The organism is Pseudomonas sp. F007, from assembly GCF_057814275.1.
Map to the genome: position 1 here is coordinate 392,871 of NZ_JBVATA010000002.1, position 17,011 is coordinate 409,881.

A 17,011-nucleotide genomic window follows, 5' to 3' on the forward strand; every position below is an offset into this window, starting at 1 on the left:
CGCGTCATGAAGAAGCAAACCCTTATCCACAGCCTTGCGCCCTGGGCCTTGCCGTTGTTGTTGCTGGCGGTGTGGCAGTTGTCGGTGTCGGCGGGCTGGTTGTCGACGCGGATTCTGCCGGCGCCGATCGCGGTAATCGAGGCCGGTGTGAACCTGGTGCAGAGCGGCGAAATCTGGAAACACCTGGCCATCAGCGGCTGGCGCGCCGGCCTCGGTTTTGTCATCGGCGGCGGGATCGGCCTGGCGTTGGGGTTTATCACCGGCCTGTCGAAGTGGGGCGAGCGCTTGCTCGACAGTTCGGTACAGATGATCCGCAACGTGCCGCACCTGGCGCTGATCCCACTGGTGATCCTGTGGTTCGGTATCGACGAGTCGGCGAAGATTTTCCTGGTGGCCCTGGGCACCTTGTTCCCGATCTACCTCAACACCTACCACGGCATTCGTAATGTCGACCCGGCGCTGGTGGAGATGGCTCGCAGTTACGGCCTGAGTGGGTTCAGCCTGTTCCGCCAGGTGATTCTGCCGGGCGCGCTGCCCTCGATTCTGGTGGGCGTGCGTTTTGCCCTGGGCTTCATGTGGTTGACGCTGATCGTTGCCGAAACCATTTCCGCCAGCTCCGGCATCGGCTACCTGGCGATGAATGCCCGGGAGTTCCTGCAAACCGACGTGGTGGTGCTGGCGATTGTTTTGTACGCGGTACTCGGCAAGTTGGCCGACCTCGCGGCTCGCGGTCTGGAGCGCGTGTGGTTGCGTTGGCATCCGGCCTATCAAGTGGTCAAGGGAGGTGCGGCATGACGGCTCAACAACCGCCGCGCTTGCTGCGCGGGATTCCGCTGGTGGTGCGCAAGCTGCAAAAGACCTTTGGCGCGCGGCAGGTGCTGCGCGAGATCGATCTGCACATTCCGGCCGGGCAGTTTGTCGCCGTGGTCGGTCGCAGCGGCTGCGGCAAGAGCACCTTGCTGCGCTTGCTGGCCGGTCTCGATCAACCCACTGAGGGCGAACTGCTTGCTGGTTCCGCAGCGCTCAGCGAAGCGCGGGAAGACACCCGGCTGATGTTCCAGGAAGCGCGCTTGCTGCCGTGGAAAAAGGTCATCGACAACGTCGGTCTCGGCCTCAAGGGCAATTGGCAGCAACAGGCGCTGGATGCCCTGGAAGCGGTGGGCCTGGCGGATCGTGCCCATGAGTGGCCGGCCGCCTTGTCCGGCGGACAGAAGCAGCGCGTGGCCTTGGCTCGTGCCTTGATCCACAAACCACGTCTGTTGTTGCTCGACGAGCCTTTGGGTGCGCTGGATGCCCTGACCCGGATCGAGATGCAGCAACTGATCGAGCGCTTGTGGCAGCAACATGGCTTCACCGTATTGCTGGTGACCCACGACGTCAGCGAAGCGGTGGCGATTGCCGACCGGGTGCTGCTGATCGAAGAGGGCGAGATTGGCCTGGACCTGCACGTCGAACTGCCGCGCCCACGGGCCCGGGGCTCATATCGACTGGCAGCGCTGGAAACCGAAGTGCTCAACCGAGTGTTGGCCGTGCCGGGCGTACCGCCTGAGCCGGAACCTGTTTCACCCTTGCCTACGCAACTGCGCTGGGCGCAATAACCTTACTTTCTCAAGACAGGAATCAAGCTCATGACTATCAAAGCCATCAACGTCCGTAACCAATTCAAAGGCACCATCAAGGAAATCGTCGAAGGCGACGTGCTGTCGGAAATCGACGTGCAGACCGCCTCGGGCATCGTCACGTCGGTGATCACCACGCGCTCGGTAAAAGAGCTGGAACTGGTGATCGGCAGTGAAGTGATCGCCTTCGTCAAATCCACCGAGGTTTCGATCGCCAAGTTGTAAGCGGTGCGCAACGAGCAACCCCGACGGGTGTGAACCCTTCGGGGTTTTTCATGCCTGGCGCTTGGGCAGGTAGGGCGGCAGGTACAGCCCCAGGTAGGCGTCAAACACGCGCATGCCTTCCTCGGCCATGCGCGGGGTGATTTGCCCGTGTTGCTGCACCGAGCGAGCGTAGACCCGGTCGCCGAGCTCCATGGCCAGGGCGAATACGTCGACATCCTCGGGCAGTCTCGGCAGTTCGAAGTGATGGTCGAACAGCTTGTGCATCAGGTCGCCCAGCTCGATGTCGTGCTGGCGGTCGGCCTGGGTCACTTCGGTCAGGCCATGCTGGGCCAGGATCAACTGGCGAGCGGCGGCGTCTTCGCTGTAGATGACCAGCATGCGTTCTTCCACCAGCCGCGACAGGTCGCGCCAGCTGTACAGCGTCTGGCTGTCGATCGGTGCTTGCAGGCAGGCGCGAAACGCGGCGTGGACGTCGGCGGTCAGGGCCTCGAGCAAGGCCGGGACGCTGGCGAAGAAGTGGTAGACCGAGGAGGGCGGGATCTCGGCGCGTTCGGCCACGCTGTAGATCGACAGACTGGCCACGCCCTCGGCCGCCAGCAAGGTGCGGGCCGCGTCGAGAATCGAGTCGATGCGGGCCTGGCTGCGTGCGCGGGGTTTGCGGGCGGTGGCGATGCGGGTCATTGAACTCTCCTACAGGGCAGCGGGCATTGTACGAGGCGGGTTGGGTGTTGTCTGCCAGGACGCCATCGCGACGATGCGGCGACCCGACAGGCTCGCTCCCACAGGTTTGCGGATGTATTGGACGTTGTGACCAACCCGAAACCCTGCAGGAGCCGGCTTGCCGGCGAAGGCAGCGGACCTGATAAACCGCGTTGTTTCGTTCGCTGGCAAGCCAGCTCCTACAGAGATTGCGGATGCATTGGATGTTGTGACCAACCCGAAACCCTGTAGGAGCCGGCTTGCCGGCGAAGGCAGCGGACCTGATAAACCGCGTTGTTTCGTTCGCTGGCAAGCCAGCTCCTACAGAGATTGCGGATGTATTGGACGTTGTGACCAACCCGAAACCCTGTAGGAGCCGGCTTGCCGGCGAAGGCAGCGGACCTGATAAACCGCGTTGTTTCGTTCGCTGGCAAGCCAGCTCCTACAGAGATTGCGGATGCATTGGATGTTGTGACCAACCCAAACCCTGTAGGAGCCGGCTTGCCGGCGAAGGCGGCGGACCTGATAAACCGCGTTGTTTCGTTCGCTGGCAAGCCAGCTCCTACAGAGGTTGTGGATTTATTGGATGTTGTGACCAACCCAAACCCTGTAGGAGCCGGCTTGCCGGCGAAGGTAGCGGACCTGATAAACCGCGTTGTTTCGTTCGCTGGCAAGCCAGCTCCTACAGAGGTCTTGGTGTCTCAAGATTTGTGGCTGGCAAAAAACTGTGGGAGCGGGCCTGTCGGGTTGTCGCATCGCCGCAATGGCGGCCATAAAAAAACGCCGCAGGCTTCAACAGCTGGCGGCGTTTTTCAGAGCAACCGCTTAAACGGTATGCAGGTACCAGTTGTACTCGAGGTCGGAGATGGAGTGTTCGAACTCCTCCAGCTCACTCTCTTTACAGGCGACGAAGATATCGATGTATTTCGGATCGATGTACTTGGCCATGACCTCGCTGTCGTCCAGCTCGCGCAAGGCGTCGCGCAGGTTGTTCGGCAGGCTCTGCTCGTTCTGCTCGTAGCTGTTGCCCTCCGTCGGCGGTGGCGGCTCGATCTGGTTGGTCAGGCCGTGGTGCACGCCGGCCAGGACCGAAGCCATCAGCAGGTACGGGTTGGCATCGGCACCGGCGACCCGGTGTTCCAGGCGCACCGCGTCGGCGGCGCCGGTCGGTACGCGCAGGGCCACGGTGCGGTTGTCCAGGCCCCAGCTCGGCGAGTTCGGCACGTAGAACTGGGCGCCGAAACGACGGTAGGAGTTGACGTTCGGGCAGAGGAAGGCCATCTGCGCCGGTAGGGTCTCGAGCACACCGCCGATCGCGTGACGCAGTGCGGCGTTCTGCTCGGGATCCTCGCTGGCAAAAATATTCTTGCCGTCTTTATCAAGAATCGAAATGTGCACGTGTAGACCGTTGCCCGCCTGGCCCGGGTAAGGCTTGGCCATGAAAGTGGTGTCCATTTCATGGTCGTAGGCGATGTTCTTGATCAGGCGCTTGAGCAGTACGGCGTAGTCGCAGGCCTTGATCGGGTCGGCGACGTGGTGCAGGTTCACTTCGAACTGCGCCGGGGCACTTTCCTTGACGATGGCGTCAGCCGGGATGCCTTGCTCTTTTGCACCTTCCAGAATGTCCTGGAGGCAGTCGACGTATTCGTCGAGGTCGTCGATCAGGTAGACCTGGGTCGAATGCGGGCGTTTACCGGATACCGGTGAGCGCGGCGGCTGCGGACGACCGTTCACGTTCTCCTGGTCGATCAGGTAGAACTCCAGTTCGAACGCGGCGCAGATGGTCAGGCCCATTTCGTCGAACTTGCGCACGACATTGGCCAGCACTTCACGCGGGTCGGCGAAGAAAGGTTCGCCTTCGAGTTCGTGCATGGTCATCAGCAGTTGCGCGGTAGGGCGCTTCTGCCAGGGCTCGTTGCACAGGGTGTCAGGGATTGGATAGCAGATTCGGTCAGCATCACCGATGTCCAGGCCCAGGCCGGTGCTTTCCACCGTAGAGCCGTTGATATCCAGGGCAAAGAGGGAGGCCGGCAGGTTGATGCCTTTCTCGTAAACCTTGTGGAGACTGGTGCGTTCGATGCGCTTGCCGCGCACCACACCATTCATATCCGCAATCAGAAGGTCAACGTACAGAACCTCAGGATGTTCCTTAAGGAACGCGTTCGCTTCGTTAAGCTGAACGGCACGCGGGGGTACCGACATGATGCAACACCTTTGTTGTTAAAAATATCAATCATTGATCTTTTCGGATTCCAGTCAACCCGAACGGCATGCTGAAGTCAAGCGAGGGCTTTTTTGCCCTAAAAAAGCGCTCGTAAGGCATTTCTGAGGCAGTTTGGGGCGTTTTAATGCCTTTCCCTTCTTTGCCAGCCGCGGGTTTGAGCGGGCCGTGTTGTATTTTTTACGGGGGTGTTGTGTAAAAAAATGAACAAGGCTAAGCTCGGATCAAACCCATAACAGCAATAATACCGGGGTGTTTCATGTCTCGCCGGCCGTCAAACGGCATCGCCACCTGCTCTGTGCAGATCGGCCTGCAGGCTTGCCATATCAATGGCGACAGCTTCGTCCGCGCATCAAGCGCAAGGGCCACAGGCCTGTCGACGGTGCCGAAATGGCTGTCGGCGTCCGTTATTCTGGACGCACCGCAGCAGCGGTTATTTACCCGGTCTTCATCAACTGTAGAACCTATTCACTATAGCGGCCCTGCGCGAACTGCGGGAGTTGCCCATGATTCTGCACGCGATTCAACTTCCCGCTTAATGCCACGCCGTGCTGTTGCGGTTTCTGCACGCACGGCTTTTGCATCAGGCTTGCACAGCCAGTCACCAGGGCAGGTAAGCTCTAGCTCGCAGGTCCTGGGCGTCTCCCAGGACTGCCAACGCGACGCGGATGCGTCAAACAACGCCCGGCCCCTAATGAAGCCGGGACACTCAGCCCAGAGGCATTTATGAGTAACAACCTCGACCAGCTCACCGATTGGTTGAAAGACCACAAGATCACAGAAGTCGAATGCATGATTGGCGACTTGACCGGGATCACCCGCGGCAAGATTTCGCCAACCAACAAGTTCATTGCCGAAAAAGGCATGCGCCTGCCCGAGAGCGTGCTGTTGCAGACAGTGACGGGCGACTATGTCGAAGACGACATCTATTACGAACTGCTCGACCCGGCCGACATCGACATGATCTGCCGCCCCGACCAGAACGCGGTGTTCCTTGTGCCTTGGGCCATCGAGCCGACCGCGCAGGTGATCCACGACACCTACGACAAGCAGGGCAACCCGATCGAGCTGTCGCCACGCAACGTCCTCAAGAAGGTCCTCAAGCTCTATTCCGACAAGGGCTGGCAGCCAATCGTCGCGCCGGAAATGGAGTTCTACCTGACCAAGCGCAGCGACGACCCGGACTACCCGTTGCAACCGCCGGTGGGCCGTTCCGGGCGTCCGGAAATCGGTCGCCAGTCGTTCTCCATCGAAGCGGCCAACGAATTCGACCCGCTGTTCGAAGACGTCTACGACTGGTGCGAACTGCAGGAGCTGGACCTCGATACGCTGATCCACGAAGACGGCACGGCGCAGATGGAAATCAACTTCCGTCACGGTGACGCGCTGTCACTGGCCGACCAGATCCTGGTGTTCAAGCGCACCATGCGCGAGGCCGCGCTCAAGCACAACGTGGCCGCCACCTTCATGGCCAAGCCGATGACCGGCGAGCCTGGCAGTGCCATGCACCTGCACCAGAGCATCATTGACATCGAGACCGGCAAGAACGTCTTCTCCAATGAAGACGGGAGCATGAGCCAGTTGTTCCTCAACCACATCGGCGGCCTGCAGAAATTCATCCCTGAACTGCTGCCGCTGTTCGCGCCCAACGTCAACTCGTTCCGCCGCTTCCTGCCGGACACCTCGGCGCCGGTGAACGTCGAGTGGGGCGAAGAAAACCGCACCGTGGGCCTGCGGGTGCCGGATGCCGGTCCACAAAACCGTCGGGTGGAAAACCGCCTGCCGGGTGCCGACGCCAACCCCTACCTGGCGATCGCCGCGAGCTTGCTGTGCGGCTACATCGGCATGGTCGAAGGCATCAACCCAAGCGCACCGGTGGTCGGCCGTGGTTACGAGCGGCGCAACCTGCGTCTGCCGCTGACCATCGAAGACGCTCTGGAGCGCATGGAAAACAGCAAGACCATCGAGAAATACCTGGGTCACAACTTCATCACTGGCTACGTCGCGGTCAAGCGGGCCGAGCATGAAAACTTCAAGCGCGTGATCAGCTCATGGGAACGGGAATTCCTGTTGTTCGCCGTCTGACACGCCGGGTGCGGCCCTCAAAAGCCGCACTCTCACCTCACTAGGAGAGCTTTATGAGCAACAACCCGCAAACCCGTGAATGGCAGAACCTGAGCGCCGAACACCACCTGGCCCCCTTCAGTGACTTCAAACAGCTGAAGGAAAAAGGCCCGCGCGTCATCACCAGCGCCAAGGGCGTTTACCTGTGGGACAGCGAAGGCAACCAGATCCTCGACGGCATGGCTGGCCTGTGGTGCGTGGCCATCGGCTACGGTCGCGATGAATTGGCCGAGGCTGCCAGCAAGCAGATGCGCGAGTTGCCGTACTACAACCTGTTCTTCCAGACCGCTCACCCGCCCGTCCTCGAACTGGCCAAGGCGATCTCCGATATCGCGCCAGCAGGCATGAACCACGTGTTTTTCACCGGTTCCGGCTCTGAAGGCAACGACACCATGCTGCGCATGGTCCGCCACTACTGGGCGATCAAAGGCCAGCCGAACAAGAAAGTCATCATCAGCCGCAAGAACGGCTACCACGGTTCGACCGTGGCCGGCGCCAGCCTGGGCGGCATGACCTACATGCACGAACAGGGCGACTTGCCGATCCCGGGCATCGTGCACATTCCACAGCCTTACTGGTTCGGTGAAGGCGGCGACATGAGCCCGGAAGAATTCGGGATCTGGGCGGCCAACCAGTTGGAAGAAAAGATTCTCGAGGTCGGTGTCGACAACGTCGGCGCCTTCATTGCCGAGCCGATCCAGGGCGCCGGCGGCGTGATCGTGCCGCCAGAAAGCTACTGGCCGCGCATCAAGGAAATCCTCGCCAAGTACGACATCCTGTTCGTCGCCGACGAAGTGATCTGCGGTTTCGGCCGTACCGGCGAGTGGTTCGGCAGTGATTTCTACGACCTCAAGCCCGACATGATGACCATCGCCAAGGGTCTGACCTCCGGCTACATCCCGATGGGTGGCCTGATCGTGCGCGATTCGGTGGTCGAAGTGCTGAATGAAGGTGGCGATTTCAACCACGGCTTCACCTACTCCGGTCACCCGGTGGCGGCGGCCGTTGCCCTGGAAAACATCCGCATCATGCGCGAAGAGAAGATTATCGAGCGCGTCCAGGAAGAAACGGCACCGTATTTGCAAAAGCGTCTGCGTGAACTCAACGATCATCCATTGGTGGGTGAAGTTCGCGGGGTAGGGCTGCTGGGCGCCATCGAACTGGTTCAGGACAAAGCCACGCGCAAGCGTTACGAGGGCAAGGGCGTGGGCATGATCTGCCGGCAGTTCTGCTTCGACAACGGGCTGATCATGCGCGCGGTCGGTGACACCATGATCATCGCGCCGCCACTGGTGATTACCAAGGCGGAAATCGATGAGCTGGTGAGCAAGGCACGCAAGTGCCTGGACCTGACCCTGAGTGTGTTGCAGGGCTAAGTGCTAGGCTCTGAGCGGAAGTTGTATGAACTTTCGTTCAGAGCGGTCAGAAAGCTTGGCCTTTCCTTGAAAGACCGCCATGGATGTTGCCAGACTAGCCACCGTTCCAAATGCCCGGGTTCGGCGCGGAACAGGTGGTTCAAAAAAGCAGAAATTTGGAGCATTACGCATGAAGGCACTCGGTAAAAAGCTCGCCGGCAAGACACTCCTTGCCATGTCCCTGATGGGCATCATGGCGAGCGCGGTTCAAGCAGATGACAAAGTCTTGCACGTGTATAACTGGTCCGATTACATCGCGCCGGACACCATCAAGAAGTTTGAAGACGAGTCGGGCATCAAGGTGGTCTACGACGTCTTCGACAGTAATGAAACCCTCGAAGCCAAGTTGCTGGCCGGCAAGTCCGGTTACGACATCGTGGTGCCTTCGAACAACTTCCTGGCCAAGCAGATCAAGGCCGGCGTCTACCAGAAGCTGGACAAGTCCAAGCTGCCGAACTGGAAGAACCTGAACACCGATCTGCTCAAGGCCGTTTCGGTCAGCGACCCGGGTAACGAGCACGCCTTCCCGTACATGTGGGGCTCGATCGGTATCGGCTTCAACGCCGAGAAGGTCAAGGCCGCACTGGGGCCGGATGCACCGACCAACTCCTGGGACCTGATCTTCAAGCCGGAAAACGCCGCCAAGCTGAAATCCTGTGGCATCAGCGTGCTGGATTCGCCAACCGAGATGATTCCGGTGGCCCTGCACTACCTGGGTTATCCAACCGACAGCCAGGACAAGAAACAACTGGCCGAGGCCGAGGCACTGTTCCTCAAAGTCCGTCCTTCGATCGGTTACTTCCACTCCTCCAAGTACATTTCCGACCTGGCCAACGGCAACATCTGCGTGGCGATCGGCTACTCGGGTGACATCTACCAGGCCAAGACCCGCGCCGCTGAAGCCGGTGACAAGGTCAAGGTCAGCTACAACATTCCCAAAGAAGGTGCAGGCAGCTTCTACGACATGGTCGCCATCCCTAAAGATGCCGAAAACGTCGAAGGCGCCTACAAGTTCATGACCTTCCTGCAGAAGCCGGAAATCATGGCGGAAATCACTAACGCCGTACGCTTCCCGAACGGTAACGCTGCTGCAACCCCACTGGTTGATAAAGACATCACCAGCGACCCGGGCGTTTACCCACCGGCAGACGTGCTGGCCAAGCTGTACGCGATTGCCGACCTGCCGGCCGCGACCCAGCGGATCCTGACTCGCAGCTGGACCAAGATCAAATCGGGTAAATAAGCCTGTGTAGGGGCTTGCTTGCTCGCGATGGTCGTCAATGATGATGCGGAGTGTCTGACACTCCACGGTGTGGCGACGTTCTTCGCGAGCAAGCTCGCTCCTACAAGTACAGGGATCTTTTTAAAGTTTGCTGGATCGGTTTATCGAGGGTAAGTTGCGCGCCGGTTTTGTTGCCGGGCAGCCACGGCTGTCCGGTAACGCTGGGCAACTTGCGCCCAACTAATTTGAGAGAGGACCTCCACGTGGCCATTTTTTCTTTGTTGCGCAAAGCCATGCTGGTTGGCGCCGGGTTGACACTGGCTGCCAGTGTTCAAGCCGCCGGCACCGTGCATATTTATAACTGGTCCGATTACATCGGCGAGATCACCCTGGCGGACTTCCAGAAAGCCACGGGCATCAAGCCGGTGTATGACGTGTTCGATTCCAACGAAACCCTGGAAGGCAAGTTGCTGGCCGGGCGCACCGGCTATGACGTGGTGGTGCCGTCCAACCACTTCCTCGGCAAACAGATCAAGGCCGGGGCGTTCCAGAAGCTCGACAAGTCGCTGTTGCCCAACTACAGCAACCTCGATCCGGTGCTGCTCAAGCGCCTGGAACAGAACGACCCGGGCAACCTGTATGCCGTGCCGTACCTGTGGGGCACCAACGGCATCGGCTACAACGTCGACAAGATCAAAGAGGTGCTGGGCGTCGACAAGATCGACTCCTGGGCCGCGGTGTTCGAGCCGGAAAACATCAAGAAGCTGCAAAGCTGCGGTGTCGCGTTCCTCGATTCGGCTGACGAGATGATGCCGACTGTTCTCAACTACATGGGCCTGAATGCCAACAGCACCGACCCCGAGGACTACAAAAAGGCCGAAGCCAAGTTGCTTGCGGTGCGCCCTTACGTGACCTACTTCCACTCTTCCAAGTACATCGGCGACCTGGCCAACGGCGACATCTGTGTGGCGATCGGCTTCTCCGGCGACATGTTCCAGGCGAAAAACCGTGCGGCGGAAGCGAAGAAGGGCGTGAACATCGCTTACTCGATTCCGAAAGAGGGCGGCGCCCTGTGGTTCGACATGCTGGCGATTCCCAAGGATTCGGCCAACGTCAAACAGGCTCATGCCTTCATCAACTACCTGCTCAAGCCTGAAGTGATTGCCCAGGTCAGCGACTACGTGGGTTACGCCAACCCGAACCCGGCGTCGGACAAGTTGATGGAGCAGTCGATCCGCGAAGACGAATCGGTCTATCCACCCCAGGCCGTGCTCGACAAGACCTATGTGTCGATCGAGTTGCCGCCGAACATTCAACGGCTGATGACCCGCAGCTGGACCAAGGTCAAGTCGGGTAAATAGTGACAAAGGCTCAATCTATCCAAGGTTGGCTCACCTTGAGCGAACTGCACTCTTTTGTTTTGGGAGTTTCGTAAATGGCAGTTGCCTCCGGCGCCTATAAGAAAGCCCTCGAGGGCGACCAGACACCGAAACAGGTGTTGGTCAAAATCGACCGGGTCACGAAGAAGTTCGACGAGACGATTGCCGTGGACGATGTGTCCCTGGAAATCAAGAAAGGCGAAATCTTCGCCTTGCTCGGCGGATCGGGTTCGGGCAAATCGACCTTGCTGCGCATGCTCGCCGGCTTCGAGCGACCGACCGAAGGGCGAATCTTCCTCGATGGCGTGGACATCACCGATATGCCGCCGTACGAGCGGCCGATCAACATGATGTTCCAATCCTATGCGTTGTTCCCGCACATGACCGTGGCGCAGAACATCGCCTTCGGCCTCAAGCAGGACAAGATCCCGGCCGCCGAGATCGACGCCCGTGTAGCCGAGATGCTCAAGCTGGTACAGATGAGCCAGTACGCCAAGCGCAAGCCGCACCAGCTTTCCGGCGGCCAGCGTCAGCGCGTGGCCCTGGCCCGTTCCCTGGCCAAGCGTCCGAAGCTGCTGCTGCTCGACGAACCGATGGGCGCACTCGACAAGAAACTGCGCTCGCAGATGCAGCTGGAACTGGTTGAGATCATCGAGCGCGTTGGCGTGACCTGCGTGATGGTGACCCACGACCAGGAAGAGGCCATGACCATGGCCGAGCGCATCGCGATCATGCACCTGGGCTGGATCGCCCAGATCGGCAGCCCGATCGACATCTACGAAACCCCGACCAGCCGCCTGGTCTGCGAATTCATCGGCAACGTCAACATCTTCGAAGGTGAAGTGGTGGACGATGCCGAGGGTCACGCCCTGATCACCTGCAAGGACCTGGACCGCAATATCTACGTCGGCCACGGCATCAGCACTTCGGTCCAGGACAAGTCGGTGACCTACGCGATTCGTCCGGAGAAGCTGCTGGTTACCGCCGACATGCCAACCTGCGAGTACAACTGGTCGAGCGGCAAGGTGCATGACATTGCCTACCTGGGCGGCCACTCGGTGTTCTACGTCGAACTGCCGAGCGGCAAGCTGGTGCAGTCGTTCGTCGCCAACGCCGAGCGTCGCGGCCAGCGGCCAACCTGGGGTGACCAGGTCTACGTCTGGTGGGAAGACGACAGCGGCGTGGTACTGCGCTCATGAACATGCGAAAGCTCAAACGCCGATTCAGTCGAATAATTCCCGGTGGCCGTCAGTTGGTCATCGGGGTTCCGTTCCTCTGGCTGTTCCTGTTCTTCATGCTGCCGTTCTTCATCGTCCTGAAGATCAGCTTCGCCGAAGCAGACGTGGCCATTCCGCCGTACACCGAGATCTACAGTTTCGTTGAACAGAAGCTGCAGGTGCTGCTCAACCTCGGCAACTACGTGTTGCTCAGTGAGGATGAGCTGTACATCGCCGCCTACCTCGGCTCGCTGAAGATGGCGCTGATCAGCACCATCCTCTGCCTGCTGATCGGTTACCCGATGGCCTACGCCATCGCCAGTGCGCGCAAGGAAATGCAGACCGTGCTGGTGCTGCTGATCATGATGCCGACCTGGACCGCGATCCTGATCCGCGTCTATGCGTGGATGGGTATCCTCAGCAACAACGGCCTGCTCAACGGTTTCCTGATGAGCATGGGCTGGATCAACGAACCGCTGCAGATCCTCAACACCAACCTGGCGGTGTATATCGGCGTGGTCTATTCGTACCTGCCGTTCATGATCCTGCCGCTCTACGCCAACCTGGTGAAGCACGATACCAGCCTGCTGGAGGCGGCTTCCGACCTGGGTTCCAGCACCTTCAACAGCTTCTGGAAAATCACTATTCCACTGTCGAAGAACGGCATCATCGCCGGCTGCATGCTGGTGTTCATCCCGGTGGTGGGTGAGTTCGTGATCCCGGAACTGCTCGGCGGTCCGGAAACCCTGATGATCGGTAAAGTGCTCTGGCAAGAGTTCTTCAACAACCGTGACTGGCCGGTGGCGTCCGCCCTGGCAGTGGTGATGCTGGCAATCCTGATTGTGCCGATCATCCTGTTCAACCGCAGTCAGGCCAAGGAAATGGAGGGTAAAGAATGAAGCGCTTCCGTTTCTCCAGCCTGATGCTGGTCGTGGGTCTGTTGTTCATCTACCTGCCGATGTTGATCCTGGTGATCTACTCGTTCAACGCCTCGAAACTGGTGACGGTGTGGGGCGGCTGGTCGATCAAGTGGTACGTCGGCCTGCTGGACAACACCCAGCTGATGGGCTCGGTGGTGCGCTCGCTGGAAATCGCCTGCTACACCGCGATTGCCGCGGTGGCGCTGGGGACCCTGGCAGCGTTCGTGCTGACCCGGATCACCCACTTCAAGGGCCGCACGCTGTTTGGCGGCCTGGTTACCGCACCCTTGGTGATGCCGGAAGTGATCACCGGTTTGTCGCTGTTGCTGCTGTTCGTGGCCATGGCGCAAATGATCGGCTGGCCACAGGAGCGTGGCCTGGTGACCATCTGGATCGCCCACACCACGTTCTGCGCGGCCTATGTCGCGGTGGTGGTGTCGGCCCGTCTGCGTGAGCTGGACATGTCCATCGAAGAGGCGGCCATGGACCTCGGTGCGCGGCCGTGGAAGGTGTTCTTCCTGATCACCATCCCGATGATCGCGCCGTCGCTGGCCGCGGGCGGCATGATGTCGTTCGCCCTGTCCCTCGACGACCTGGTGCTCGCCAGCTTCGTCTCGGGCCCGGGCTCGACGACCTTGCCGATGGAAGTGTTCTCGGCGGTGCGCCTGGGCGTGAAGCCGGAGATCAACGCGGTGGCCAGCCTGATCCTGTTGGCGGTGTCGATCGTGACCTTCCTGGTCTGGTTCTTCAGCCGTCGTGCCGAAGAAAACCGCAAGCGCGCGATCCAGCAAGCCATCGAAGAAAGCGCCGCCGACTCCTGGAAACAACCGGAAGTCCGCCGGCCGCAGGCACCGCAGGCGGTTTGATAGGGGAGTGGGGGGACCATTGTGTGGTCACCCCCATCTGTAGGAGCGGGCTTGCCCGCGAAGGACGCTAACGATGACGCGAACATTCAGAATGCACGCGGCGTCCAAAGTTTTTTCGCGACGGTGCGACGATTCGACAAGCTCGCTCCTACAGGTTTTATAGATTTCAGCCATTCATCCCTTCAACGCATCATGCGCCTCCAGCGCACGCAGCGAGAACACGTACGCCGCACCGGCATTCAGCGAGATCGCCGTGGCCAAGGTCGCGGCGATTTCTTCGCGGGTGGCGCCGGCCTTGATCGCGGCATCGGTGTGCACGCCAATGCAGCCGTCGCAACGGGTGGTAATGGCGACCGCGATGGAAATCAGCTCGCGGGTCTTGGCATCCAGCACGTTGTTCTCTTCGGCGGCTTCACCCAGCGCCATATAGGCCTTGACCATTTTCGGATTGGTTTTGCCCAGGCCACCGAAGGCCTTCTGGATAGTGGGCAGCAGTTCGGACCAATTGTTGAACATTGCGTTATCTCCTGAGCAGGTTGGGGTTCACTGTTGTGGCAGAGACAGTGTTGTCCACTCGGGCCAAACGCGTTGGCTCGATCCGCTCAGTTGTTCATCCAATCGTCGCAAATCGACTCGCTCGACGAACGCCGCCCAGGTTGGCTATCGATCCCGGGCGTCGCTGATCAGCGCGCCGGCAGCAGCTTCAAGGTGCTGCGGGTGTTGGCGGCGACTTCCTCTTCGCTGAAATGCGCCTGATGGTAGATACCTTCGATGTAGGCCTCGGCCTGATCCTCATAGTGCGTGTTGAACGGCACGCCGCTTTGCCCGATCGGGTTGATGGTCAGGGCATGGGCTGGATCGGCGAAGTCGATGATGCGCCGGGTCGACGGGCCGTAGGTCACCGGCCAGGGTGCGGGGCCGATTTTGGCGGTGAGGTTGTTCGGCACTTCATGACTGCCCGGGGCGGCGAACGGGCCGACGTTGAAGATCCGATCCAGTGGCTTCTGCATGCCCAGCGGGTGACCGTGGGTCAGGGTGTGGGCCGTGCCCCATTGCCATTGCGTGGTGTCGGCGCCCAGGGTGTTCTTGAGGTGCGCCAGGCTGGCGTTCCAGGCGGCCTTGACCACTTCGGCACGGGTTTGTGGGGTGCCGCTGCTGCGGTTGTTCCACCAGGGTGAGTCGGCGTTGGCGGCCAGCCGGGGCAGGGCGGCGTCGATGACCCGGGTCGAGAGCAGGGTGTCGAAGAAGTTGTCGCCCAGTTCATCGTGCAGCGCGCCATAGGCCAGGTCGTAGAGGAACTGGTTGAACAGCGTGGCGCTGGTCGACTCCAGCGGGTAGTCGCCTTTCCACGCCGCCAGTTGCTCCACCAGCTTCAACTCGGTGCGATCACTGACCACTTCACGCAATACCGGCAACAGTGGCGCCAGCGTGCGCGGACCGTAGTTGGTGGTGGTGCCCAGCTGCAATTTCTGTGTGCCCTCGACGTCCCACTTCACAGTGTTGTCGCTCAACTGCTGGTTCAGTTTCTGGCCGCGATCCGCCAGGTTGTAGTAGCCGGGAATCTCCATGCCGGTAGGGGAAAGCGGCTGGAAGTTGGCGGAAACGATGTAGCCGCGTGGCGGATTTTCTTCCTGGGGGTTGGCGCTGAACGGGTAGAAACCGTCCTTGTCCGCCTGGTTACTGCTGCCGTCGAGAATGAACTGCGGCTTGACCCCGGCCGGACGCTTGGGCAGTTGCGCGGCGGCCCACCAGCCGATGTCGCCCTTGGCATTGGCCCAGACGATGTTCAGGCCCGGTGCCTGGACCTTGGAGGAGGCGGTTCGGGCCTTGGCCAGGGTGTCGGCGCGGTTGAGCTGGTAGAAACCTTCGAGGATCGGGTTTTGCGTCTCGAGAAACGCCCACCACATGGCAATCGGCGTTTTGCCGGCGGTGGCGCCCAGCACGTCGTTGATGATCGGCCCGTGGGGCGACTGGCGCAGGGTCAGGGTCACTGGTTCCTGACCCTTTACGGCGATCTGCTGCTCGGTGCTGACCAGATCGACCCATTGCCCGCGATACCAGACCTGATTGGCATTGTCCGGATTGACCTTCTCGGCGATCAGGTCGAGGTCATCGTTCTGGAACATGGTCAGGCTCCAGCCGAAATCCATGTTGTGGCCGAGAAAAGCGAACGGCACCAGCGCCTGGTGGTGGCCGTAGAGCTCGAAGCCGGGCGCCGACAGTTGCGCCTCGTACCACACCGCCGGTGCCGAGAAGCGAATGTGCGGGTCACCGGCCAGCAGCGGTTTGCCACTTTTGGTGCGACTGCCGGCAATCGCCCAGGCATTGCTGCCTTCGAATTGCGGCAGGCCGTGCTCGGCCAACGCCTGCTCGCTGAGGCGGGCCAGTGCGTTGAGGTCCTTCCAGTCAGCGGCGCTGAGGACCGGCGCCGAGCCGGGTTTCTGGGCGAGTACGCCCTTGGGCTGCCAGTCGAGGTCGAAAATGTTCAGGTAGTCGCTGCCCAGTTGATCGCGCACATAGGTCAGCACCGGCTCGGTACGAAACGCCGCGGCAAAGCTGTAGGCCATGTACCCGGCGGCACTGATGCTGTCCTGGGCGGTGAACGGCCGCTTGCGGATCCCCAGCACGTCGAACTCCACCGGCGCGGCGTGGCTGTCTTGATACTGATTAATTCCATCCAGATAGGCCTGCAGGGCCTTCCACTCGGGGGATTGCTTGTCGAGCGCGGCCACGTAAGTCTCGGCACGCTCGCGAATGCGCAGGCTGCGGAACAGTTTGTCGGTGTCGATCAGCTTCGGCCCCAACACCTCTGCCAGCTCGCCACGGGCCAGGCGCCGCATGATCTCCATCTGAAACAAGCGGTCCTGGGCCTGCACATAACCGAGGGCGCGATACAGGTCGGTCTCGTTGGTGGCGCGAATATGCGGCACCCCACGCTCGTCATAACGCACCGTCACCGCGCCTTCGAGGTGCTGCAACTGCACCTGGCCCTGGCGGGTGGGTTGTTTGCTATACACATACCAGCCGGCGCCTGCGACGAGCAGGACGAGCAGCAAGGCCAGCAGGGTCATGACGCGCTTCATGGAGACTCCTTGTTCTTTTTG

The 17,011-nt window shown here is 60.4% G+C and carries 14 protein-coding genes; 10 read left to right on the forward strand and 4 right to left on the reverse strand.

The genetic code is table 11. The features are described 5' to 3' along the window. The first annotated feature begins 6 nt into the window (after nt 1–6). Genes ssuC through ACZYR5_RS06015 form a run of 3 tightly spaced genes read left to right on the forward strand, consistent with a single transcriptional unit; the run spans nt 7 to nt 1,844 of the window. Nucleotides 7–795, forward strand: a complete 789-nt coding sequence (gene ssuC / locus ACZYR5_RS06005) for an aliphatic sulfonate ABC transporter permease SsuC (RefSeq protein ID WP_027616924.1) — start codon at nt 7–9, stop codon at nt 793–795. Further along, nucleotides 792–1,598, forward strand: coding sequence for an aliphatic sulfonates ABC transporter ATP-binding protein (gene ssuB, locus ACZYR5_RS06010; protein ID WP_489088747.1), 807 nt, complete (start codon nt 792–794; stop codon nt 1,596–1,598). Before ssuC ends, ssuB begins: the two co-directional genes overlap by 4 nt. Nucleotides 1,599–1,628: 30 nt before the next feature. Beyond that, complete coding sequence (locus ACZYR5_RS06015; RefSeq protein WP_003213899.1) at nt 1,629–1,844, forward strand: TOBE domain-containing protein; 216 nt, start codon at nt 1,629–1,631, stop codon at nt 1,842–1,844. A 48-nt stretch (nt 1,845–1,892) separates the two neighbouring features. Here ACZYR5_RS06015 and ACZYR5_RS06020 read toward each other — a convergent pair whose 3' ends face one another. Both ACZYR5_RS06020 and ACZYR5_RS06025 read right to left on the reverse strand, forming a co-directional pair. Continuing rightward, entirely contained in the window at nt 1,893–2,525 is a 633-nt protein-coding gene (locus tag ACZYR5_RS06020; protein WP_489088746.1) for a TetR/AcrR family transcriptional regulator, read from the reverse strand. 843 nt (nt 2,526–3,368) lie between these two features. Further along, nucleotides 3,369–4,745 carry a glutamine synthetase family protein gene (locus tag ACZYR5_RS06025; protein WP_489088745.1) on the reverse strand — a complete coding sequence of 459 codons (1,377 nt, stop codon included), beginning with the start codon at nt 4,743–4,745 and terminating at the stop codon, nt 3,369–3,371. A gap of 745 nt (nt 4,746–5,490) precedes the next feature. On the opposite strand from ACZYR5_RS06025, the gene ACZYR5_RS06030 reads away from it, so the two are divergent. From ACZYR5_RS06030 to ACZYR5_RS06060, 7 genes are all read left to right on the forward strand, one after another. Further along, nucleotides 5,491–6,849 (forward strand): glutamine synthetase family protein, encoded by a 1,359-nt coding sequence (locus tag ACZYR5_RS06030; protein ID WP_027616928.1) that lies wholly within the window; start codon nt 5,491–5,493, stop codon nt 6,847–6,849. A gap of 53 nt (nt 6,850–6,902) precedes the next feature. Beyond that, the gene (locus tag ACZYR5_RS06035; protein ID WP_489088744.1) at nt 6,903–8,264 is read left to right on the forward strand and encodes an aspartate aminotransferase family protein; all 1,362 of its coding nucleotides are present in this window, start codon (nt 6,903–6,905) and stop codon (nt 8,262–8,264) included. Between the two features lie 169 nt (nt 8,265–8,433). Continuing rightward, a complete protein-coding gene (locus ACZYR5_RS06040) occupies nt 8,434–9,546 on the forward strand; it encodes a polyamine ABC transporter substrate-binding protein (RefSeq protein ID WP_489088743.1) in 1,113 nt (370 codons plus the stop codon). Nucleotides 9,547–9,788: 242 nt separating this feature from the next. Then, nucleotides 9,789–10,886, forward strand: a complete 1,098-nt coding sequence (locus ACZYR5_RS06045) for a polyamine ABC transporter substrate-binding protein (RefSeq protein WP_489088742.1) — start codon at nt 9,789–9,791, stop codon at nt 10,884–10,886. A 74-nt stretch (nt 10,887–10,960) separates the two neighbouring features. Next, nucleotides 10,961–12,103: an ABC transporter ATP-binding protein gene (locus tag ACZYR5_RS06050; RefSeq protein ID WP_027616932.1), complete on the forward strand. Its 1,143-nt coding sequence runs from the start codon at nt 10,961–10,963 to the stop codon at nt 12,101–12,103. Nucleotides 12,104–12,138: 35 nt separating this feature from the next. After that, nucleotides 12,139–13,020: an ABC transporter permease subunit gene (locus ACZYR5_RS06055; RefSeq protein ID WP_489089050.1), complete on the forward strand. Its 882-nt coding sequence runs from the start codon at nt 12,139–12,141 to the stop codon at nt 13,018–13,020. Continuing rightward, nucleotides 13,017–13,907: an ABC transporter permease subunit gene (locus ACZYR5_RS06060; RefSeq protein WP_489088741.1), complete on the forward strand. Its 891-nt coding sequence runs from the start codon at nt 13,017–13,019 to the stop codon at nt 13,905–13,907. The genes ACZYR5_RS06055 and ACZYR5_RS06060 overlap by 4 nt, the downstream gene beginning before the upstream one ends. Before the next feature lie 174 nt (nt 13,908–14,081). Here the strand turns inward: ACZYR5_RS06060 and ACZYR5_RS06065 are convergent, their stop codons facing one another. Both ACZYR5_RS06065 and ACZYR5_RS06070 read right to left on the reverse strand, forming a co-directional pair. Then, the gene (locus tag ACZYR5_RS06065; protein WP_027616935.1) at nt 14,082–14,423 is read right to left on the reverse strand and encodes a carboxymuconolactone decarboxylase family protein; all 342 of its coding nucleotides are present in this window, start codon (nt 14,421–14,423) and stop codon (nt 14,082–14,084) included. Between the two features lie 167 nt (nt 14,424–14,590). Further along, nucleotides 14,591–16,990: a penicillin acylase family protein gene (locus tag ACZYR5_RS06070; RefSeq protein ID WP_489088740.1), complete on the reverse strand. Its 2,400-nt coding sequence runs from the start codon at nt 16,988–16,990 to the stop codon at nt 14,591–14,593. Nucleotides 16,991–17,011 lie beyond the last annotated feature (21 nt).